The sequence below is a fragment of the Lactococcus sp. S64 genome, assembly GCF_016516525.1.
GTDB classification, from domain to species: Bacteria; Bacillota; Bacilli; order Lactobacillales; family Streptococcaceae; genus Lactococcus; species Lactococcus lactis.
Genome location: NZ_JACVUQ010000002.1, coordinates 22690 through 45211 on the forward strand (window position 1 = coordinate 22690; position 22522 = coordinate 45211).

16 protein-coding genes are annotated in these 22522 nt (G+C 35.6%); 1 reads left to right on the forward strand and 15 read right to left on the reverse strand.

The features are described from left to right. Nucleotides 1-84: 84 nt before the first annotated feature. The 9 genes from IAE51_RS02565 to IAE51_RS02605 all read right to left on the reverse strand — a co-directional run bounded on the left by IAE51_RS02565 (nucleotide 85) and on the right by IAE51_RS02605 (nucleotide 11622). The gene (locus IAE51_RS02565) at nucleotides 85-1446 is read right to left on the reverse strand and encodes a glycoside hydrolase family 1 protein (RefSeq protein WP_012897484.1); all 1362 of its coding nucleotides are present in this window, start codon (nucleotides 1444-1446) and stop codon (nucleotides 85-87) included. 84 nt (nucleotides 1447-1530) lie between these two features. Further along, a complete protein-coding gene (locus IAE51_RS02570; protein WP_010905577.1) occupies nucleotides 1531-2949 on the reverse strand; it encodes a PTS sugar transporter subunit IIC in 1419 nt (472 codons plus the stop codon). A gap of 413 nt (nucleotides 2950-3362) precedes the next feature. Then, nucleotides 3363-4118 carry a MurR/RpiR family transcriptional regulator gene (locus IAE51_RS02575; protein ID WP_058218006.1) on the reverse strand — a complete coding sequence of 252 codons (756 nt, stop codon included), beginning with the start codon at nucleotides 4116-4118 and terminating at the stop codon, nucleotides 3363-3365. 265 nt (nucleotides 4119-4383) lie between these two features. Beyond that, nucleotides 4384-6873, reverse strand: a complete 2490-nt coding sequence (gene leuS, locus IAE51_RS02580; RefSeq protein ID WP_003132571.1) for a leucine--tRNA ligase — start codon at nucleotides 6871-6873, stop codon at nucleotides 4384-4386. 70 nt (nucleotides 6874-6943) lie between these two features. After that, nucleotides 6944-7615, reverse strand: a complete 672-nt coding sequence (locus IAE51_RS02585; RefSeq protein WP_023188835.1) for a helix-turn-helix domain-containing protein — start codon at nucleotides 7613-7615, stop codon at nucleotides 6944-6946. Nucleotides 7616-7687: 72 nt separating this feature from the next. After that, nucleotides 7688-8662 carry a ribose-phosphate diphosphokinase gene (locus IAE51_RS02590; protein WP_011835531.1) on the reverse strand — a complete coding sequence of 325 codons (975 nt, stop codon included), beginning with the start codon at nucleotides 8660-8662 and terminating at the stop codon, nucleotides 7688-7690. Nucleotides 8663-8838: 176 nt separating this feature from the next. Next, nucleotides 8839-10206, reverse strand: coding sequence for a signal recognition particle-docking protein FtsY (gene ftsY, locus IAE51_RS02595; RefSeq protein ID WP_200094674.1), 1368 nt, complete (start codon nucleotides 10204-10206; stop codon nucleotides 8839-8841). A 45-nt stretch (nucleotides 10207-10251) separates the two neighbouring features. Then, nucleotides 10252-10803: a hypothetical protein gene (locus IAE51_RS02600; RefSeq protein ID WP_003132565.1), complete on the reverse strand. Its 552-nt coding sequence runs from the start codon at nucleotides 10801-10803 to the stop codon at nucleotides 10252-10254. 9 nt (nucleotides 10804-10812) lie between these two features. Then, nucleotides 10813-11622 carry a Cof-type HAD-IIB family hydrolase gene (locus IAE51_RS02605; protein ID WP_011835534.1) on the reverse strand — a complete coding sequence of 270 codons (810 nt, stop codon included), beginning with the start codon at nucleotides 11620-11622 and terminating at the stop codon, nucleotides 10813-10815. A 375-nt stretch (nucleotides 11623-11997) separates the two neighbouring features. Here IAE51_RS02605 and IAE51_RS02610 point away from each other — a divergent pair, with 375 nt between their 5' ends. After that, nucleotides 11998-13338 carry an amino acid permease gene (locus IAE51_RS02610; protein WP_003132560.1) on the forward strand — a complete coding sequence of 447 codons (1341 nt, stop codon included), beginning with the start codon at nucleotides 11998-12000 and terminating at the stop codon, nucleotides 13336-13338. A 49-nt stretch (nucleotides 13339-13387) separates the two neighbouring features. On the opposite strand, the gene IAE51_RS02615 is transcribed toward IAE51_RS02610, so the two are convergent. The 6 genes from IAE51_RS02615 to rnc all read right to left on the reverse strand — a co-directional run bounded on the left by IAE51_RS02615 (nucleotide 13388) and on the right by rnc (nucleotide 22475). Then, nucleotides 13388-14149 (reverse strand): YibE/F family protein, encoded by a 762-nt coding sequence (locus tag IAE51_RS02615; RefSeq protein ID WP_033900327.1) that lies wholly within the window; start codon nucleotides 14147-14149, stop codon nucleotides 13388-13390. Beyond that, nucleotides 14146-15264, reverse strand: coding sequence for a YibE/F family protein (locus IAE51_RS02620; protein WP_015426122.1), 1119 nt, complete (start codon nucleotides 15262-15264; stop codon nucleotides 14146-14148). The genes IAE51_RS02615 and IAE51_RS02620 overlap by 4 nt, the downstream gene beginning before the upstream one ends. A 90-nt stretch (nucleotides 15265-15354) precedes the next feature. Beyond that, nucleotides 15355-15765 carry an EbsA family protein gene (locus tag IAE51_RS02625; RefSeq protein ID WP_200094675.1) on the reverse strand — a complete coding sequence of 137 codons (411 nt, stop codon included), beginning with the start codon at nucleotides 15763-15765 and terminating at the stop codon, nucleotides 15355-15357. A gap of 90 nt (nucleotides 15766-15855) precedes the next feature. Continuing rightward, complete coding sequence (locus tag IAE51_RS02630; protein WP_012897477.1) at nucleotides 15856-18024, reverse strand: LTA synthase family protein; 2169 nt, start codon at nucleotides 18022-18024, stop codon at nucleotides 15856-15858. Nucleotides 18025-18265: 241 nt separating this feature from the next. Further along, complete coding sequence (gene smc, locus IAE51_RS02635) at nucleotides 18266-21790, reverse strand: chromosome segregation protein SMC (protein ID WP_058206151.1); 3525 nt, start codon at nucleotides 21788-21790, stop codon at nucleotides 18266-18268. Beyond that, entirely contained in the window at nucleotides 21780-22475 is a 696-nt protein-coding gene (rnc, locus tag IAE51_RS02640; protein WP_010905569.1) for a ribonuclease III, read from the reverse strand. The genes smc and rnc overlap by 11 nt, the downstream gene beginning before the upstream one ends. Nucleotides 22476-22522 lie beyond the last annotated feature (47 nt).

The following is a 22522-nucleotide window of genomic DNA, read 5'->3' on the forward strand; positions in this document are numbered from 1 at the left end:
TGACAGCCTAGCTATCAGTTTAATTAAGAGATATGAGTAAATCATAAGTTTTCTATCATTATTTCATTTTTATCACTGATTATTCTAATCCAAATGATCACCATTTGAAGCAAATACATTTTTAAACCAATGAAATGATTTTTTTGGAATACGTTTATGACTTTTTGGATCCACATAAACAGCACCGTAACGTTTATCAATAGCACCAGATGAAGCAGGAATATCAATCAATCCCCAACCAAGATAACCCATAACTTCTACCCCGTCAGTAAATATTGCCTTTTTCATGGCTTCAAGATGTTTCTGATGATAAGAAATTCTCAAGTCATCAGCAATTTTTGTTTTCCCATCCCAGATTTCTGACTGACCAATGCCATTTTCAATAGGAAAAACAGGCAATCCAAATTCATTATATAATCTACTTAGAATTCTTCTAAAGCCTTCTGGGTCAATGGACCAATCCCATTGATTATGTTCAAGCAACGGATTTAATTTCATTCCTTTAGTCAAATAAGAATTTGGTGCATCATTTTCTGTCAGCTGACTTGCATCAAGTAAAATTGAGCGATAATAAGAAAAAGAAATAAAGTCAGAAATTCCATTTTTTAAAATTTCTTCATCTCCTTTTTGAAAATCCATTTGGATGTTCTGATTTTTAACATAGGTCATAACCTCATGCGAATAATGACCAAAAGCATAAACATCACAGAGATTTCGATTATAAAATTCATCAAATTTTCTAAGATATAAATTATCTTTTGGTGAAAAAGTTGCGGGATATATTTCCGTAGTCGCCAACATTCCTCCTATTTTTGCTTCAAAATTTTCATGCAAAAATTGGGTTAATTCGCAATGAGCAAGCATGGTGTGATGAAAAACAGTATACATATCAGAGAGTGTCAGCTCTTTTTTCAAAACTCCCGAATAATGCTCAAAACCGTCAGCAAAATAAAGATTATGCTCATTAAAAACAATCCAATATTTGACTTTGTCAGCAAATCTTTTCATCATTTCTTGCCCAAATCTTACAAATGCTTCTTTCACTTTTCGACTCAAAAAACCATTGTACTTTTCAGCCAGATTTAATGGCATATCGAAATGATAGAGACATATCATAGGCTCAATTCCACGAGCAAGCAAATCATCAATCAGACGATTATAAAAGGCAATTCCTTCCTCATTAAATTCACCATCGCCGTCAGGAACAATTCGTGACCAAGAAATTTGGAAACGATACATATTCATATTCATTTCTTTCATAAGATCTAGATCTTGGGAATAATGATGATAATTATCATTTGTTACTTGCCAATCTTTGGCAGAACGTCCAGCGGTATTCACATCATAGACAGAGGGCCCTTTTCCTCCTTCATTCCAGCCGCCTTCGGTTTGCATTGACGAAGTTGAATTCCCCCAGAAAAAATCTTTTGGCATTTTATTTTCCATTTTGTCCCCTTTTATCTTTAATTTTATAAAAAGAAATCCCGAAGAAAAAGTTTCTCCGGAGTTTCTAATCTCCTTATTCAATTACTAAGCAATAACTTCTTCAACTTCAGCATTTGCTTCTTGTTCTAACAACATTTTGTCATATTTTTTAGCAAATGGAAGATAAATCAAAATTGATTCTAAAAGCGCAATAACTTGCAGCACTGCATATTGCCAGCCTCCGATTAAAAAGCCAGAAATAATTGGTGGAGTGGTCCAAGGCGCGGCAACACCATTCATTGGCGGAACAATGTGAAAATAAATCGCTCCGTAAACCGTAGCCGAAACGACTACTGGAACAAGAAAGAATGGCAGAGCAAGGACTGGATTTAAAACAAGTGGCAATCCAAATAAGAAAGGTTCATTGATATTAAATAAACCTGGGACTAACTCTACTTTACCAATTGACTTCATCTGTTCTGAACGAGCAAAGAAAATCGTAAAGATAATTAATCCAAAAGTAATTCCTGACCCCGAAAGATTAATAAAGTTATTATAGAATTCATTGGTCACAATATGAGCACCATTAGCTAAACTCAATTTGTGAGATTGATAAAGGGATGCATTGGCAAAGGTATTTGGAATCAGAAAGGCAGAGGTAATTGCTCCCATGATAATTCCACCATGAACCCCAAAGAACCAGAAGAATGGAACTAAGAGTGAGATAATAATAATTCCACCAAATGAGCCGCCTAAACCTTGTAGAGGGACAGATAACCAATGATAAATAAAGGTTACTGCATCGGTATGACCAATCTTATCAAATAAAGCATAGACAACCGTAGCAGCGACGACAATTACTCCTGTTGGAATCATTGAAGTGAATTGATTAGCAACATTTGATGGGACTTGTTCAGGAAGTGTAATCTTCCAGCCTGCTTTCATCATTGCTGAATAAGCCCAGCCTGATAGAATACCAATAATAATGGCCGCAATCATTCCTTGACCACCGTTCCAAGTTAAATTGAGCACTCCTGTCACTGGATTATTTAGAAAGACTTGCATGGCATGAGGAAGCTTTTCAAAAGCAGCCGTTGCTTGTGTTCCTGTGAGATTCCCAATGCCTGAGGCTTCTTTCCCAGTAGCTAGTGCCGCTGTGATTGGATTTGCAATACTTAGAGATTGAACAATGAAAAATGCAGAGAGAGAAGTTAATCCTCCTTGTAAAGCAACATCACCAAATCCAGCTTCTTTGACATAAGAATAGCCAATACCGACTGCTGCCCAAATCGCTAAAATACCGAATGATACGTTAAATGCTTGGGTAAAAATTGCTGACCAGCCATTGTCTGATAACCATTTTGCCACAGGTGGAATTGGAATATTCGCCAGAATTAAGAAAATTGACCCAACAATGATAAATGGCATGGCAAAAAGCATTCCATTTTTCAAAGCAGTCATCGCTCGTGTATTCACGAATTTCATAATTGGCGGTAAGACTTTATTATTTATGAAGCCGTTCATAAATAAACCTCCTTTAAGATGTGAGTCCGACGGTTCTGAAATGAGGAAATTGTCTTTTGTGCTGATGTTTTGCCCCACCAACAAGTGCTTTAGCACTTAGCTGGAATGCTCAACGTATTTTATCTATCTACGCAGCAAGCTGCTACACAATCCATTCGCTCTAAGCGACTATCTTTGCTGATTTCATCAGCTACGCTGTCCGTTTTCTCTACTTGCTAAAGCAAGTGATAAAAAGGCAAAGTCGCAAGGCGAATCGCATTTTCACTTATTTCAAGAAGGTCGAACTCAATTTGTTAAGACAGTTCAGATACTTTGAAGACTATACTCTTTTAATTAAACCGCTTACAATACAATAATACCCCTTACAATTTTTTTTGCAAGGGGCTTTTCTATCTTTGTTACCTGTTACAGGATTAGTTACATTTATCAGCTTTTTCCATTGCCTGATGAGCTAGTATTTCAATAAAAGCAATGACTGGGAGCTGAGAAGTCAAATTTTCAAGTGGGTCATAGGCGGAATATTCCGTTTGGAATCCATAAGTTAAATTTATATTTGAAAGTTTGGATAAGGTCGTTTCTGGATGATTTGTAATTGAAATAATCTTTGCTGGCGCTTCCTCTCTTAGCTTGACAACTCGTTCAATAATCTTATCTGTTTCACCCGAAGCGGATAAGACAACGCTTAAAACGTCTGGTGCACCTTTGCCCTTAACGGCCTGATAGGGATCAGAAATGGCATAAGATTCTAAGCCAATATTTGTAAAATAGCGGGCACCATATTCAGCTAAAGCTCCTGAAGAACCTACTCCAATAAAAATAATATAACGAGCTTCTCGAATTAATTTGACAGCTTCTTCTAATTTTCTTCCCGCTTCCTTAGAGGTTATTTTTCGTAAAAATAGGTCGAGTTGCAATAAATTTTCATAGTAATTAACTGGAATTTCTGTCAGTTGATTTTGGTTTTTAAGATAATATTTTAGTTCTACCCAGCCCTCAAAACCAAGTTTTCTGGTCATGCGCATAACTGTTGCTGTGGAAACATGGACAGCTTGTGCAAGCTGTCTGACTGACATTTTATCAATACTTGATAAATTAGATAAGATGAAATTAAATGTCGCAGTTTCTAGTTCATTGAGCGTTCGAACTTGTTCGGGCAAGAAATCAATCATTTTTACTGACCCAACCTTTCTTATGTTGTTGATTATTTATTTGTTATCCTGAGCGAACTCATCAGTATCGATTTTTATTTAATAAATAAATTACTGACAGAATTTTGAGGGTCAACTCTAAACTCTTCTGTGACTTCCAAAATAAAATAAGCCAGTCGACAAATTGTCAACCAGCTTATTTTACTTTTTATTCTTTAGCTCTCGTTTTTTTTACTGACAGCTAATTATTATAAGATTTAACTGATAAATGTTCAGATTGTCATCTTTATTTTACAACAATATTAACTAATTTATTTGGAACAGCAATTACTTTGACCACGTTTTTACCTTCAAGAGCCTCAGCAACTGATTCACGACCAATTTTTTCAAGTTCTTCACGCGCTAAATCTTTAGCAATTTTAATTTTTGCTTTTAATTTACCATTAATTTGAACAACAATTTCAACTTCTGATTCAATTAATTTGCTTTCGTCAAATGTTGGCCAAGCAACATAAGAAATTCCAGCTTCATTACCTAATTTTACCCAAAGTTCTTCAGCAATATGTGGTGCAAATGGCGCCAAAAGTTGGACAAAGCCATTAGCGTATTCTAACGGTAAAGCTTTTGCTTTATTAACTGCATTAACAAAAATCATTAATTGGGAAATTGCAGTGTTAAAGTACATCAAGTCCAAACGCTCAGTAACATTTTTCACTGTTTCATTGTAAACTTTGTCCAATTCTCCATTATTTTCAGCTTTAATCTCTGAATTTTCAATCATTCGAACAGCTCGGTCTAGGAATTTACGAGCCCCTTCAAGGCCTTCTTCTGACCATGGAATACTTGCATCAAGTGGACCCATGAACATTTCATAAACACGTAAAGTATCAGCTCCATAATGTTCAACAACATCATCAGGATTAACAACATTTTTAAGAGATTTAGACATTTTAGCTGGAGCTTGTTCAAGGGCTTCACCTGTTTCCATATGGTAAAAGCCACCATCACGTTTTTCAACCTTATCAGTTGCAACCAAGGCCCCACGATGATCACGATAAGAGGTTCCGAGAATCATTCCTTGGTTAAAGAGTTTTTGGAAAGGTTCTTTAGTTGGAACAACTCCTAAATCATAAAGCACTTTATGCCAGAAACGAGCGTAAAGTAAGTGAAGAACAGCATGTTCAGCCCCTCCCACATAGATATCAACTGGCAACCATTCTTTGAGAAGTTCTGGGTCTGCCAAAGCTTCGCTATTATTTGGGTCAATATAGCGAAGGTAATACCAACTTGAACCTGCCCATTGTGGCATTGTATTAGTTTCACGGCGACCTTTTAGGCCATCTGCGCGTGTGACTTCCAACCAATCTGTCAAGTTAGCCAAAGGAGACTCACCAGTTCCTGACGGTTTGATATCAGAGGTTACTGGTAAAACAAGAGGAAGTTCATCTTCTGAGAGCGCTGTTGATGTCCCATCTTCCCAATGAATAATTGGAATTGGTTCACCCCAATAACGTTGACGACTAAAGAGCCAGTCACGCAAGCGGTAAGTGATTTTCTTTTTCCCAATTTTCTTTTCTTCTAAAAATTCAATGGCTTTTTCAATCGCTTGTGCCTTGTCAAGTCCATTCAAAAATTCTGAATTAATATGAGGGCCATCTTCTGTATAAACAGCTTCTTCTACATTTCCACCTTCAACAACAGGCAAAATTTCAAGTCCATAGACCTTAGCAAATTCCCAGTCACGTTCGTCGTGAGCAGGAACTGCCATAACAGCACCATGTCCATAAGAAGCAAGAACATAATCTGCAACCCAAATTGGCATTTTACGGCCATTAATTGGGTTAATCGCGTAAGCTCCGGTAAATGCTCCAGTTTTTTCTTTAGAAAGGTCTGTACGGGCTAAATCAGATTTCAAGCTCGCTTTGCGACGGTATTCAGCAACAGCTTCTTTTTGCTCAGGTGTCGTAATAGCATCAACTAAATCATGTTCAGGTGCAAGCACAGCATAAGTTGCCCCAAAAAGGGTATCAGGACGAGTCGTAAAGACTTCAAATGATTTGTCGGTTCCTGCAACTTCAAAAGTCACATCTGCTCCTACTGATTTCCCAATCCAATTCCGTTGCATTTCTTTGATTGATTCAGGCCAATCGACTTCTTCAAGGTCTTCAAGTAAACGTTCCGCATAAGCTGTAATTTTAAGCATCCATTGGCGCATTGGTTTACGAACAACAGGATAACCCCCGCGTTCAGAAGTTCCGTCTGGAAGCACTTCTTCATTGGCAATAGCCGTTCCAAGTTCTTCAACCCAGTTAACAGCTACTTCTGCTTCATAAGCTAACCCTTTTTCATAAAGTTTAGTAAAAATCCACTGTGTCCATTTATAAAAATTTGGGTCAGTTGTATTAACTTCACGTTCCCAGTCATAACTAAAACCTAAGCTATTGATTTGACGTTTAAAGTTAGCAATATTTTCAGCTGTAAATTCTGCTGGGTCATTTCCTGTATCCATTGCATATTGTTCAGCAGGTAAACCAAAGGCATCCCAGCCCATTGGATGAAGAACATTGAACCCTTGAGCGCGTTTGTAACGGCTCAAGATATCAGTTGCAGTATAACCTTCTGGGTGTCCAACGTGAAGTCCTGCACCAGATGGATAAGGGAACATGTCTAGAGCATAAAATTTTGGTTTATTTTTATCTGTTCCTGTACGGAAAGTTTTGTTATCCGCCCAGTATTTTTGCCATTTGGCTTCTATTTCTTGATGATTGTATTCCATATTAAAGATTTGAGTTCAATTTTATTAAACTCAGTTCCTTTCTCATAATATTGCTAATGTAAATTGTCTTTTATAATAAATTATAAGCGAGAGTTAGGTCACTTCCCGAAAGCTGTAAGCCATATTTTTGCTCATATTTTTTGATTTTATTAATCAGCGTATTTCGATGAACATAAAGTATTTTTGCTGCTTTCGTTTGATTGCTACTTGCTTTATACATTGCTTCAACTAGTTTTTGGTCTTCAGGATTTTCTAATAAATCTTTACGGATTTCTTGTAAAATTCTATTTTCTGATAGATTTAGACTTTCTGATAAAATGTATTCACTAAAAGTTTGCTGACTTTCAAAAATTTTGTATTCTTCAGAGTATGCTTCAGAGAGTTTATTTTTCTCGACAAAACGGCCAACATAAGCCGTCACCTCTTCACCCATATCTTGCGAAAGCGTTTGAAAAATATCAAAAAGTTCTGAGTTTGTGGGACTATCAGTTGAAAATGCTTCTATCACAATTTTTTCTTCCCCAATGCTTTTTACAAAATCAGGTAAAAGTAGCTTTAAAGTATTTTCCAATTCTTCAAAATTATTTCCTGAAAATTGTAAAATACGATAGCGGCCATTAGGAAGTTTATCAGTCTTCAATTTTCTGTCAGTAAAAATCAATTCTGTCAGTAACTTTTCTCGCTCTGTCAGTTGACTGGGGTCAACTTTCTCGTAAAGTTTTCTAATTTTTTCTAGTTCCATTTTTTAAAAAAGCGACCTCTGGTCGCTTGAAGTCTTATCCTAAATCCACTTTGAATTTCAACAATTACTAGTTTAGATTTGTTCTGAAGGAAGATGTAATTCAAAGAGTGGTGACAATGGACGGCGTTCGTGAATACGAATAATCGCATCAGCAAGCAAGTGAGCAATTGAAAGTTGAACAATTTTTTCACTTTGACGTTCTTCTGGCATTTCAATAGTATCCAAAACAACGAGTTTAGTAATTGCTGAATTATTAATTCTCTCGATAGCTGGTCCTGAAAGTACGGCATGAGTACATGAAGCGTAGACTTCTGTTGCACCAAGTTCTTTAAGGGCATTGGCCGCTAAAGTAATTGTTCCAGCCGTATCAATCATGTCATCAATCAAGATACATTTTTTCCCTTGAACATCACCGATGATATTCATAATTTCTGCCACATTGGCACGAGGACGACGTTTATCAATGATAGCAAGTGGTGCTTTCAAGAAGTTTGCTAACTTGCGCGCACGTCCTACTCCACCATGGTCAGGCGAAACGACAACGATATCATCACCAGCAGAAACCAATTGACGACGGAAATATTCAGCAATCAATGGTGAACCCATAAGGTGGTCAACTGGAATGTTGAAGAATCCTTGAATTTGTGGTGCGTGAAGGTCGAAAGTAATTAAACGGTCGGCACCAGCAATTTGAAGCATGTTTGCTACGAGTTTTGATGTGATTGGTTCACGAGCACGAGCTTTACGATCTTGACGAGCATAACCATAGTAAGGTAAGACAATGTTAATTGATGCAGCAGAGGCACGACGCAATGCATCCATCATAATCAAGAGTTCCATCAAGTTATCATTGACAGGGTCACTTGTTGATTGAAGGATAAACACATGATCACCACGAACTGATTCGTCAATATGAACGACAGTTTCGCCATCCGAATGTGCACCAACACTTACTTTTCCAAGCTCAATTCCAATTTCTTTAGCCACTTTTTGGGCTAATTCGTGGTTAGAAGAGAGCGAAAACAACTTCAAATTTGAATACGACATGAAGAGCCTTTCTTTAATTCCTACAGAACATAGCAGTTCTATTTTATGTAATTCTATTTTACATTAAATTCTCAATTTTTTCAAACGCTCATCGGCTTTATTTTAATGGAACCGTTGACAAGTAAAAAAGCATTGCCCAAACTGAACAAAACTTTTTTTACTTCTTATTTTATATTTTATAAAAGCTCTTTGAAAAGCCCTCTGACGAAAAATTCTTCATCAAAATCTTGTAAATCATTAAGCTTTTCACCTAAACCAATCAATTTAACTGGAATTTTAAGACTTTGAACGATTGACAAGACAATCCCACCTTTTGCCGAACCGTCAAGTTTAGTCAGAGCAATTCCTGTAATTGGAGTAACTGCTGAAAATTCTTTGGCTTGTTGAATGGCATTTTGGCCTGTTGTTGCATCAAGTGCCAAAATCGTTTCATGCGGAGCATCTGGAATTTCTCGTTTAATCACTTTACCAATTTTTTCCAGCTCTTTCATCAAATTATCTTTATTTTGCAAACGTCCTGCAGTATCCACAAGTAAAATATCATAATTTTCAGCTTTAGCTTTTGCGAGAGCGTCAAAAACGACTGCCGCTGGATCTGAACCAGCTGGTTTTGTGACTACTTCAACGCCTGAACGATTTCCCCATTCAACTAATTGGTCAATAGCACCTGCCCGGAAAGTATCCGCAGCTGCTAAGAGTACTTTTTTGCCTTCATTTTTATAACGAGCAGCTAATTTACCAATGGTCGTTGTTTTACCAACACCATTTACCCCAACAAAAAGGAAAACACTTAATCCATCCGTTTGGATATCCAATTTTGTCGGTAATTTTTCACCGTCAAACTTATCAACAATTTTTTCAATAATCAATTGACGCAAGTCATCTGTTGATTTAGCATTAACTAATTTTGCTTCCTTGCGCAGTTCTTCAGTCACTTCCATTGCCAAATCCACACCGACATCTGACATAATTAAAGTTTCTTCAAGTTCTTCAAAGAATTCTTCATCAACTGTCCGGAAGTTAGCAAAAAGTTCATTAAAGCCGTCAGAAAAAGTCTTACGAGTTAAAGTTAATGACTGTTCATATTTTTTCTCAGTTTCCTCACGTGATTGAGTGAAAATATTAGCCAGAGCATCAATATCAATGACAATCTCTTCTTCCTCATCTTCGTCAGTAACTTTTTTCTCAGTCACTTCTGTAGTTTCAGAGATTACTTTTTCGTCAGTAATTTTTTCTAATTTTTCATCATTTTCTGGTTTAACAATTTTTTCGTCAGTAACTTCTACTTCAACCTTTTCAGAAATAATAGGTTCATTTTCACTGACAGGTTCATCCGTAATTTTTGGCTCAACATCGATCATTTTACTGACAGACTCGTCAGTAACTTTTTCTACTTTTGCTGGCTCTTCAGTTACCTCAGGCCGTTTAGCAGTTTCATTCTTGACTGCTTCAGTGATTTCACTAGATTGATTTTCACTGACAGGCACATCATGATTAGTTTCCTCTTGTTTCTTCTTTCCGAAGAGTCGGTCAAAAAGTCCCATTTTTTCTCCTTTTGATGATAAAGTTCATTCATATAATGAAAGATTTTAATTTAATTTTTTTCTTAAAAATGCAAGCCCTAAAACAAGGACACCAACGGCTGAAAAATCGATTACCTTTGAAAGCAAAACGAAAGCCGTGGTCTCTACAAAAAAGGCTAATAAAATGACTGACAAAGCATGAAAAATAAAAACCAAGCCCATAAAAAGAGTCATTATTAACATTTTTCTGTGATTTTCACCCTCGCTAGCAAGCTCTAAAAGCGGTCGATTTAGAAGGACTGACAGTAAAAAAATCGTTCCAATAGCAGCCGTTAAAATCGGGTGCCAGAGCTTGAAAGCAAGATTATTTCCATGCGTCAGATAAACAGCTAAGAGTGAAATTAAAAAACCAATAATTGCCACTAAAGAAACAGGATTTAACTCTTTTTTTCTAATTAAAGACCAGAGCATATGAACAACTGGAAAGGCTGTTGCAATTCCTAAAGCTAAAGTGTCTGAATTCCCAAGCATTTTTAAAAACAAATAGGCAATAACTGGTAAAATAATCGCAAAAATTAAACTCGGCAAATACTTTTTTAGTTGAACTTCATCTTTCATTATTAGTCCTTAGAGTACATATTTTTCAATAATATGAGCAACAGCGTGTTGGTCATTAGTTAAATCAGAAATAATTCTTGCTTCTTCTTTAACTGCTGGGACAGCATTTGCCATAGCAACACCATATCCTGCCCAAGAAATCATTGATAAATCGTTTGCTTCATCTCCCATGGCCATTACATTTTCTGGTTTTAAGTTTAACTGATTAATCAATTGTGTCAAACCATAAGCTTTATTAATTCCTTTTGGCATAAATTCTAAAAGCTTCGCTTGAGTTTTAAAAATCTCAAATTGGTCAAAATAAGATTCAGGAATTTTATCAAGACTAGCGTCCAACAATTCTTTTTCTGTACAAGAAACAATCTTATTATAAACCACATCAAGTGGAACTTGATCAAAATCAACTTTGATAAAAGTTAAAAGCTTATTTAAAGTGTCATATTGCGAGTCAATTTTACTTTTCGTCATATAAACTTTTTCTTCACTCAAAACATCGCAAGGAATGCCAAGATTTGAAGTCAATTCTTTAATTTCTAAAATTTCATCATGTGAAAAACTTTTTTTAGATAAGATTTGACCCGTATTTCTTTGGACCAGACCACCATTAAAGGTAATTGAAAAATCTTCAAAATCAAGCATTTCTAAGGTTTTGAGAAAGGGTTGAATTGCAATCAAAGGACGCCCCGTTGTTAAAACAACATGGACCCCTTTTTGTCTTGCTGCATTAATAGCCAGACGATTTTCTTTTGAAATTTCTTTTGAAGAGTTGAGTAAGGTCCCATCCAAATCTAGGGCAATGAGTTTAATTTCTTTATTCATTGTTTAATTATAGCACACTGTATCAGTCAGGTTCAATAATGCTCACTAAAGTCAGATTGAGAATTAAACATTTACTAATATTTTTAGATTATTCATAAAAATGTTTGACAAATCTAAATCTTTTGATTACACTTAGAATAATTAAAAAAACGAGGTCCAATAAATGACTTATTTACAAGCTTCTCTTAACTTGTTGTTGAAGGAGGGCTCACACTAGCTAATTTAAGCTAAATGTGTGAGTCCTCTTTGACGTTTGTCATTAACGAGGACGAAGAGACGTCCTCAGGACGTCTTTTTTAATGTTTTATTATCAATTTATTAGTCAATAAAAGAGAGACGTCTCTGCTTATTGATTTAGAAAGCTAGGAATTATCGTTGGAAACTAATCAATCCTTAAAGAAAAAAATGGCCGCACGCCATATTACTATGATTGCTCTTGGTGGAGCAATTGGTGCTGGTCTTTTCAAAGGAAGCTCATCAGCCATTGCTGCCGCTGGTCCCTCTGTCTTAATCGCTTATTTTATCGGAGGAATCGTTCTTTATTTTGTAATGAAGAGTTTAGAAAAGCTTGTTCTAAGTTCAAAAGATCCACACGGCTTGTCCGGACTTGTTCAGCCTTATCTGGGTAATCATACGGCTGATTTTACGGACTGGGTTTATTGGTCAATGTGGATGATTAATATCATTGCTGAGGCTGTTGCTGCTGCAAGTTTTTTGCAACTCTGGTTTGCTAATGTTCCCACTTGGGTTTTTGTCTTGATTATTGCCCTTTTAACTTCCCTTATTAACTTATTCTCAGTTGCTCTCTTTGCTGAGACAGAATACTGGTTGGCATTTATTAAAATTAGTGTTGTTATTTTGTTGATTATTTTTGGTGTTTTTCTTGTGGCAAAACAAATTTTTGATACTAATCTAGTGACTACTTTCTCTGGAATGACCGCTCATGGTGGCTTTGCTCCTCATGGCTTTAAAGGGGTCATTAATTCTTTACTAATTGTTATCTATTCATATGGTGGTTCTGAATTAATTGCTATTACAGTTAGTGAAACAGAAGATCCTAAAAGAGCCATTCCTAAAGCCATCCGCGGTGTAATCGGTCGAATTATTTCATTTTATATTATTCCGATGTTCTTACTTCTTGTAATTTATAATTGGCAAACGTTGGCTACTTCTTCAATGAGCCCTTTTGTGATGGTCTTTAATAAAATGCATATTCCTTTTGCTGGCGATATTGTCAACTTGATTATCATTCTTGCCCTCTTCTCATCAATTAATTCTGGAATCTATGCTTCATCTCGCCTTTTGTATTTCCGTTTAAAAAATCGTCAAGGTAAAATGGCTCAAAGAATGGCTCATTTAAATAAACATCACGTTCCTCAAAGAGCAGTCATTTTCTGTTCAGGTACACTTTATATCGGTGTTGTTCTTTCTTATTTTGTCGGTGATCGTTTGTTTAATTACTTGGCTGGTTCCCTTTCTTACACTGTTTTAGCCGTTTGGATTTTAATTAGTCTCGCTGGTTTTGGTCTCTCTCTTAAAACAAAATCATTATCCGGTAGAACAATGAGTCTCTTAGCACTGATTGCTCTCTTTCTCATTCTGATTGGTATTTTATTTACTAATCCAATTGGTGTGACTGTCTTCACAGCAATTCTTTATTTCATCATCTTTATCAGTTATCGAAAAAAGAATGATTCTGTCAGTAATTTAAACTAATAAAAAAGACTTGATAATTAATCAAGTCTTTTTGTTTTTACTGACAGAATTATCTGTCAGTATTTTTTTGCTCAAAAGATTTTTGAACAAAATAACCAGAAAGCCAAATTGCAAATAGAATCCCTAACATTCCTAAAAGCATGGTGGCAACTTCGGCCATCAGTAATTTTGAATTAAAAATATCCGCCAAGCGATAGTTTAAACGTACAAACCAGAGAATTAGACCGACAGTTGCCCCCAAAACTCCAAAAAAGAGGGTATTGACAGCTGTTCCCAAAATTTGTTGAGATATAATTTCTCTTTGATTTTTAAATTGGTCAAGACTCATGTTTTCGTCCTGCTCAACAACTTCCGAAAGGCTAGCTGCTAAAGCCATCGCTGATTCTGCTACCGCTCCAAGCATGGAAATAACCATGACTACAATGGCTACATTTGAAAAATTAAGCCCCACATTTAATGACAGATTTTCCAATTCATCAACATCTTCTGTAGCAAATCCCTGAAATTGACCAAAATGTTGAATGATTAAAGCAAGAATGAGCAAAGATAAAACAACAATAATACTCGTTTTAAAAGCAATCAACGTGACTTCACTTTCATCAGCAGACATAAAGATAGCTATTGCCAAAATAATTACTGACAGAACTATCAGAACTGCTATTGCATTAAATCCCCAAGAAATTAAAGTAATTAACACAAAAATGGCAATAAAATTAAAGGTCAAACCAATTAAATTTCGTAAGCCATCTTTTTTGGCAACGATAAGCATCAATACAATCAGTAAAATTAATAGGATCAAGAGTGCATTCATAAAGAACTCTCCTTTCCTTGATGACTTCTAGTCAAAGCAAAACTTGTGAAAACAGCGGTAATTGGCACAGCTAACACGATTCCAATGGCCGAAATAATTGTTTGTAATAACCCAAGATTAAGACCAACCGTTGCAATATAAGACCAAGAATTTCCATTTCTCAATAATAAAAGCGTCATCGGCAAAGTTTCCGCCATGAAAATCATGAACAAAACATTTGTCAAAGTTCCAATGAGCTCTTGCCCAATTGAAATTCCTGATTTAATGTAATCTTTTCTGACCATATTTATTTTGTTCAATTTATTTTGTCTAGCCATACCAAAAAGCCCTGCAACAATATCACCTGTACCATCCATGATTGCCCCTAAAACTGAAATCATTGTCCCAACAAAGAAAAACTCTGATGGATTTTGGGTGACATAGTCCAAATATTCAAAATGAATACCCGAATTCCCTGTCATTTTTAGAACGAATAAAACAATTGAAAAAGTTAAAGCAGTGGTTAATACGGTAGTTATAAAAGTATAGAGCATCTGTTTTGTCGGTCCCAAGACAAATAAAAGGGAGGAAGCTGCAAAAATTACTGACAGAATCCCAAATAGCAAAATGACAGGTGGATTAAATTCAACGTTAAGGGCGATGACAATCACAAAGTAAAGAAGGTTTAAGACCAGAGATAAGAAAAGAAAAATTGAAGCCCTAAATCGTTCAAAACTAATGACAAAACCAATAAATAAAACGAGTAGTCCAACAATTAGTGCATCCCTTTTTAAGGTCACAATTTGATAATTTCCCGATATTTTCTTTAAGATTACTTGCTGACCAACACGATAAATTTGTCCTGTTGTTTGAGAGAGAGTTGTTGTGTTTTTTAAATTTAAATTGCCAGGCTCTGCTCCTTTTGCATTGAGGACTTTTATTGACAATTCTTGCGTGACTTGACGGTCTTTATTTTGAAAATCATCACTCACTTCGTGACTACTTACCGTTTTGGCAACCGTAATTTTGCCAACTGGCGCCTCGTACAAAAATTGGTCATGACTCACAAGAAAAAATGCAACAATAGCAAAGATTATGGGAAGTAGCATTTTCTTGAATATCCATTTTATATTCATAACTTTCCTTTTTTCATCGACTAAAACAATGAATTTTAGTCCTATTTTTTTATGACAAATCAAAAGACGACAAAACTGCCGTCTTTTTTATTAGGCTTTTAAATCACTGACTTTATCAGAATGTTCTATCGTATCATGCAAAGTTGCTAAAGCTTCTTTAGACTTTCCAAAAGTGAAGAATTGATAACGTTTGCCAGCATAAGAAAATCCAAAACCAAATTTAGTTATTTTTACGGCTGTGATATATTTCAATTCAATTGTTTTCATTCGCACTCGGGGGAAAGTTGTAAAGTGAAGCTCGTCATCAGCAATGAAGAAACGGTGTGGCCAAATCAAAGTGATAAAGATAATATATGAAACAATCGCCAAAATAGTCAAAAACCAGTTGCCTTCTTTATTAAATTCATAAAAAAGTGTTCGCTCAAAGCTTAAAATGATGATGCCCCAGAGCAAAACTAATCGATGATTAAGTGACACTGGCAGAAAATATCCTGTTTTCATTGGTTCCTCTCTTAATATAAAGTGCTGACCAGCCTCAAAATTAGATTAACTCATTTTGAAACATTTTGTCAGTAACTTATCTTATTTTTATTAATCTTTCACCTTTGGTGAATCTTGTCCTTTTTCAACTTCTGGAATTTCAACCGAATAATCTGGTAAAGTTGATTTTCCTTGATTTTGACTAAGTAAACTATTTGATCTAGCTGCTAAATCTTCATTTTCTTTCTTCAGTCTCTTCTCGGTTGCCTTGACCGTATAGTTGTAATCTTTAGGGTCAACAGCTTTAAAGCCTTCTGGCGTATAGAACCTGAGGAGATTTTGATTATTTAATTTATCAGATGCTTTTAAGAGATCAGAAACTTTTTGCTTGGTTTCTTTAACATATTGTTCTTGCTGAGCATTAAGTTTTTCAATCTGCAAGCCCGTTTGAGTATCATAATAGTTTCCATTCAAACTTGGTTGAGTAATGGTTGGAGTAACAAATCCACCATTTCTTAGAGCAACAAAATCTTGACGACCAGAAGCAAACATATCTTGACCAAACTGTACATATTTTTTCGTATCAATCCCAAGTAAATGCTCAAGCGTTGGCATAACATCAAGTTGACCAACATAAGTATTGATAATATGACCATTTGTTTGTCCAGGAATATCTACCATGAATGGTGTTCTTTGTAACATTGTACTATCGTAACTATTGAAAGTATCAGCATTATAGCCAACATAAGGCGCAAATGCCTTATTATCACTACCAGAAATTCCGTAGTGGTCACCATATAACACAATAATTGATTTATCGTATAAGCCAGATTTCTTCAAATAATCATAAAATTGTTGAACTGCTTGGTCTAAGTAATGAGCCGTTTCAAAGTAACCGTCAACTAATTTATTCCCTGAATCAACAGTTGCAAAGTTCGGATCTTTGTCTTCATCATCCATTGTATATGTTAAGTGATTTGTAACTGTCAAATACTTAACATAGAAAGGTTGTTGCATTTGTTCAAGCAATGGTACAGAATCACGGAAGAGTAATTTATCTTTAATTCCCCAAGGACTCATATTTGATGCGGAATTATCAAAGAAACTTTGGTCAAAGAAGTTTTGGTAACCCATTTGTTTGTATGTATTCAATCGATTATAGAAAGCACCAACGTTCCCATGAACCACAGCTGAACTATAACCATCGGTTTGATTCAAGATAGCCGGCATTGCTTGGAAAGTTTGAGTTGAACCATATTTGGCAAAAAGTGAGCCAGCTGGTAAACCAAATGTTGATGTTTCCAATAGATTTTCGGCATCAGAAGTTTTTCCTTGTCCAACCTGATTGAAGAAATTACTGAATGAGTAAGTCGAATTTGAATGATAGATTGAATTTAGGAAAGGCGTAACAACATGTTCTTTTCCGTCTGTTCCTTTAATTTTCAAATCAATCAATGCTTGTTGGAAAGATTCCAAGTGAATCTCAATAACATTGCGGTTTTTAGCAATTCCATACATTTTCAAGTTCGGTGCTAAATAACGATTTGAAGCAATGTATTTTTGAATTTCTTGCAAGCTTTCTTTGCTGGCATCTTTCCGTTGCGTATTTGCTAAATTCGTATAATAACCGTCTGTTAACATCCATGGGCCTAAGCCAAGATATCGAACAATATAAGTTTTATCTGATTGGGCCTTACGCAAAATCAATTGGTGTTTATTAAAATCTCCAAACCAGAAATTCAAACCAAACAAAGCCAAGCCCATTGAAAGATAAGTAAATGCTCTTTTCGCACCAACCGGTCGTTGGTCGAATTTCATTTTTTTAGCAATCAATAAAACAATAATGACTACAAGGTCAATCCAATAAACCCAGTCCATCAAATGAACAGGCACCGAGCCAAAATCAAAACCATGTTGGAACATTCCGGCCCCACCAGTCATCGTATCAATCGTGATGAAATCGGTGAATTCTCGATAATAGAGAATATTAAGATAGAGCAAAAAGTTTGCAGCTATCGTTAAGACCAGTGTCGCTAAATAGAAAAGCGAAGTTCTTCTAATAAAGAGTAAAACAGCAAAACAAATAGCTGTAAAACCAATTGGGTTAATAATCATCAGCAATAATTCTGCTGGACCAACTCCGCGAAGATTAAAAACTCCAAAGTAGGCAATCATCGATTTTACCCATACAAAAAATACAATAAAACTAAGCAAACCAACACGTGTGTTGAAAGCAGATAGTAATTTTTTCAATTTATTATCCCCAGAAAATATACTCATTCTTCCTTAATTTAAAGAAAAACTGCAGTCAATTCATTAATATAAAACTTATTAATGAATACGAAAAACGCCAATTTCATTATTTTTTTAATTAATGAAATTTTTTAAATTCATGTTTTTGTTGCTTAAATTATACGACTTTCCTTATTTTTAGGCAAATCATATACCAAGCCATAAATTAGGCAGTCCTTCAAAAATCAATTTATAGTGTAGCATTTATAGATTAAAACTATCTTAAATTTCAATTAATAGCCGAATCAAGTTTCACCGAAATCATCTTAGAAACCCCAGCATCAGCCATTGTAACGCCATACATTGAACCTGCTGCCGCCATAGTTCCACGACGGTGTGTTACAACAATAAATTGATTACTATTATCAAAGTGATTCATGTAATCACCAAAACGTTTAACATTGGCTTCATCAAGTGCCGCTTCAACCTCATCAAGAACCACGAAAGGTACTGTTCGTACTCTTAAGATTGCAAAAATTAAAGCTAAAGCTGTCAGCGCTTTTTCTCCACCACTCATCAAATTTAAACTTGATAATTTTTTACCTGGCGGTTGTACTTTAATTTCAACCCCAGCTTCTAAAAGGTTGTCGCTTGTTAATTCTAAATCAGCAAGCCCACCAACAAACATTTGAGCAAAGGTCGTTTTGAAACTTTCACGAATCGCATCAAAACTTGTTTTAAACCGAATTTTAACTTCATCATTCATGTCATCGATTGTACTCAATAAAAGATTTTTAGCTTCTAATAAATCATCTTTTTGACTTGAAAGGAAAGTAAAGCGTTCATTGACTTCATCAAATTGAGCAATGGCATCCAAGTTAATTGGTCCTAATGCCTTGATTTGACGTTCTAGATTTTTGAGTTTTTGCTCAGCCTCCGCTAAATCATCCACTATTTTTGCAGTGGCTTGCGCCTCTTCAAAACTGATTTGATGTTCACTATTCAACGTTTCTTGAAGTGTCATCAATTGTCCTTCGATTTGTTCCAATTGCATTTCATAACGCGTTTTTTTCGTGTTAAGTTCTTGTGTTTGCTGGATAAAATCTTGATTGTGATGTTCTAAATCTTCCATTTGAGCCGCTAAATCTTCACGTTCAAATTTTAAACTAACCATTCGGACATTAATTTGACTCAAGCGTTCTTCTACTTCTGTCAGTTGTTTTGAGAAATTATTTCTTTCTGTTTCATCAAATTGGACAGGGTTTAAAAGTGCTGTCAGTTGATTTTTTTCTTCTGTCAAGGCTGACAAGTCTGTCAGTAAACGTTTTTCATCTGCTTTGGTGAATTTCAATTCACTGGCCACTTCTGATTGACGAAGTTGAGCCTGATTTAAAGCACTTGTTTTCTCTGATTGCAAGGCTTTATGCGCTTGACTATTCGTTTTAACTTCTTCAAGTTGCTTTTCAATTTCAGCTTTTCGCTCTGTAATTTTTGCAAGAACTTCTACTTTATGTTCATTTTCTTTAGTTAATTCAAGCAAATTACCTGTTGCTTCTTGATTTGCTGACAGATTAGTTAATTGTTCTAGCGCAACTTTTTGTTCTGTTAATTGTTCAATTTTCAAATTCAAAGATTGTTCAACAAAACGTTTTTCTTCCCCTTGAGTTTTCAAAAGTTCAATTTCTTTTAGCAATTCTTGACGAGCACTTTGGGCTTTTTGAACTTCTTTTTCTGAAATTTTTAACTGCTCTTCTGATGACTTAATTTGTTTTTCTAAATTACTTATTTCAACAGAAGTAAAAGTTGTTGAATTACGTTTCCCAGCTCCCCCTGCATAAGAACCACCAGGGTTAATCTGTGTTCCGTCAAGCGTAACAATCCGAACATTATAATTCATTGCTCGAGCGATAGCAGTTGCATTTTCTCCAGAATCAACAATCACCGTTGTTCCTAAAAGTGAGCTCATCGCCTTATGCAACCGACTTTCAAAGCTTACAAGATTGATTGCTAAATCAACAAATCCTGTCATATTTTGAATACGATTTAAACCATTAAAGTCTCGTCCTTTAATCGTTGTCAACGGTAGAAAAGTCGCCCGTCCTAATCTTTTTTCACGTAGAAAAGCAATTGCTCTTTTAGCCGCATTTTCGTCTTCTGTGACTACATTTTGGCTCCCGCCACCTAGAGCAATATCAATGGCTGTTGTATATTTAGGATCGAAGGTCAATAAATCAGAAACAACCCCAATCACGCCACCAATTTGTGCAGCATTTTGCATCACGGCACGGACACCAGCAAATAAATTACTATGACTCTCACGGATGTTTTGCAAGGAAGTCAAACGGGCCTTATGTTGGTTAAGTTCTTGCAGATAATCATACATTTTATTTTGGGCTAAACGTTCTAATTCTGCCTGTTTTTTCTCTGCTTGATTTCCTTCTTCAAATTTCGCTAAAAGGGTCTCGATTTCTTTTTTAACAGTATTTAAATTTTCCTGTGCTTCAGATAAATCTTGACTGATTTTTTCAAATTTAGTCAAATTTTCTCTGACAGACTCATCCTGTTCAGATTGTCTACGGCTCAAATCTGTAATTTCAGCTTTATTTCTAACGATTTCATTTGAGATTTGGGCTTCTTCTTCAACTAATTGAACAAATTCATCACGTAACCGTTCCATGACCACTTCTGGTGATTCAGATAAGGTCGCTAAATCTGCTGACAGCTCTGTCAGTAATTTATCTAAGTCATTTTTTTCTGTCAGTAAAAGTTCTGATTTTTTTTGAACTTCTGTCAAATTTTGTTGAGTGATTTCTAAACGACTTTTTAAGTTTTCTAAACGTTCTTCGCGTTCCGCAGCTGATTTCTCTGATGAATCTTTTTGAACATCAAATAATTCGATTTTTCTTGTTAAATCTGATTTTAGATTAGAAAAATTAAGTTGGTCAGCTTGCAATTTTTCTTGCTCGGCTTCTACTTTTTGGCGTTCTGTACGTAATTGACTGACTTGCTCATCGTAAACTTTTTTACGAGTTGATAAACTCGCTAATTCCTGTGCCACTTGCGCCAAATCAAGTTCTGTTTGATCATATTTGGCTTTTTTAGATTCCAACTGACCAACCAGTACAGAAAGTGACAAGTCTGAACGTTCTGCTTCTAGTTCTTGAAAACGGAGTGCAGTATCTCTTTGCGATTGTAAGGGCACGAGCTGACTATTTAATTCAAAAATGATATCTTCTAAACGGTCAAGATTATCTTGGGTTGAATTTAATTTTGATTCAGTTTCATTCCGTCGATTTTTGTATTTTAAAACACCTGCTGCTTCTTCAAAAATGGCACGTCTTTCTTCCGGTTTAGAATTAAAAACAGATTCAATTCGTCCTTGGGAAATAATCGATAAAGAGTCACGACCAAGCCCAGTATCTGTGAATAAATCATGAATATCACGCAAACGACATTTACGACCATTCATCAAAAATTCGGAATCACCATTTCGATATAAACGTCGGGTAATAACAACTTCTTCATTCTCATCTTGTCCTTGCAGGTAATGATCAGAGTTGTCAAAATGAGCAATAACCTCAGCATAATTAAGAGCACGTCTTTTTTCAGTTCCAGCAAAAATAACATCGGGCATTTTCCCACCACGAAGTGCTTTAGCCGATTGCTCGCCCAAAACCCAGCGCAATGCTTCAACAATATTTGATTTCCCAGAACCATTTGGACCGACAACTGCGGTTATCCCTTTATCAAATTCAACTTTAGTCTTATCGGCAAAAGATTTGAAGCCGACAATTTCCATTTTTTTAAGATACATGGTTTTGCCCTTTTATTGCATTTTCTGCTGCTTTTTGTTCTGCAACTTTTTTAGATTTTCCAAGCCCTCGTCCGAGTTCTTTACCATTGTTAAAAACCGCGGCCACAAAGGAACGGTCATGAGCTGGCCCTTCTTCTTTCAGAATCTTGTAGCTAATCGTTGTTTCTCCACCAATTTGTAACACTTCTTGAAGTTCTGTTTTATAGTCAATCACTTTAACATAGTCATCATTTTTAACGTGAGGAATGACTACATGTTGGATAAATTTACGAACTTCATCCATTCCTTGGTCAATAAAAAGCGCACCTAAAAAAGCCTCAAAAAGGTTCTCTAGTGTTGTTTCGCGGTCACGACCGCCCATTTTTTCTTCACCATGACCTAATCGCAAGAACTCACCAAAACCGCATGAGCGTGAAAAATTAGCAAGTGATTCTGTCCGAACAATGCTTGAGCGCATTTTGGAAAGTTCTCCCTCTAATTTCTCAGGATAAGTCCGATAAAGATAATCAGAAATAACCAAAGATAGGGCAACGTCTCCCAAAAATTCCAAACGTTCATTGTTTGCAATCTTTGGGAGCCGTTCTTCATTTGTAAATGAAGAGTGTGTAAAAGCTGTTTTTAATAAATCTTCATCATTGAAGACTAATCCGTAATCATTTTTTAATTTTTTTTGAAGCTTGAGCATAAAAATCTCCTTCACTTAAAACTTCTCTTAATTTTTAGTTTTATCCC

What these genes read in the sequence shown, in the direction of transcription:
- IAE51_RS02605 (WP_011835534.1), bottom strand. Translation starts at nt 11,622, where the DNA reads ATGAATAAAGAAATTAAACTCATTGCCCTAGATTTGGATGGGACCTTA.
- IAE51_RS02630 (WP_012897477.1), bottom strand. Translation starts at nt 18,024, where the DNA reads ATGAGTATATTTTCTGGGGATAATAAATTGAAAAAATTACTATCTGCT.
- IAE51_RS02590 (WP_011835531.1), bottom strand. Translation starts at nt 8,662, where the DNA reads ATGTCGTATTCAAATTTGAAGTTGTTTTCGCTCTCTTCTAACCACGAA.
- smc (WP_058206151.1), bottom strand. Translation starts at nt 21,790, where the DNA reads ATGTATCTTAAAAAAATGGAAATTGTCGGCTTCAAATCTTTTGCCGAT.
- IAE51_RS02600 (WP_003132565.1), bottom strand. Translation starts at nt 10,803, where the DNA reads ATGAAAGATGAAGTTCAACTAAAAAAGTATTTGCCGAGTTTAATTTTT.
- IAE51_RS02575 (WP_058218006.1), bottom strand. Translation starts at nt 4,118, where the DNA reads ATGATTGATTTCTTGCCCGAACAAGTTCGAACGCTCAATGAACTAGAA.
- leuS (WP_003132571.1), bottom strand. Translation starts at nt 6,873, where the DNA reads ATGGAATACAATCATCAAGAAATAGAAGCCAAATGGCAAAAATACTGG.
- rnc (WP_010905569.1), bottom strand. Translation starts at nt 22,475, where the DNA reads ATGCTCAAGCTTCAAAAAAAATTAAAAAATGATTACGGATTAGTCTTC.
- IAE51_RS02585 (WP_023188835.1), bottom strand. Translation starts at nt 7,615, where the DNA reads ATGGAACTAGAAAAAATTAGAAAACTTTACGAGAAAGTTGACCCCAGT.
- IAE51_RS02565 (WP_012897484.1), bottom strand. Translation starts at nt 1,446, where the DNA reads ATGGAAAATAAAATGCCAAAAGATTTTTTCTGGGGGAATTCAACTTCG.
- IAE51_RS02625 (WP_200094675.1), bottom strand. Translation starts at nt 15,765, where the DNA reads ATGAAAACAGGATATTTTCTGCCAGTGTCACTTAATCATCGATTAGTT.
- IAE51_RS02615 (WP_033900327.1), bottom strand. Translation starts at nt 14,149, where the DNA reads ATGAATGCACTCTTGATCCTATTAATTTTACTGATTGTATTGATGCTT.
- ftsY (WP_200094674.1), bottom strand. Translation starts at nt 10,206, where the DNA reads ATGGGACTTTTTGACCGACTCTTCGGAAAGAAGAAACAAGAGGAAACT.
- IAE51_RS02620 (WP_015426122.1), bottom strand. Translation starts at nt 15,264, where the DNA reads ATGAATATAAAATGGATATTCAAGAAAATGCTACTTCCCATAATCTTT.
- IAE51_RS02570 (WP_010905577.1), bottom strand. Translation starts at nt 2,949, where the DNA reads ATGAACGGCTTCATAAATAATAAAGTCTTACCGCCAATTATGAAATTC.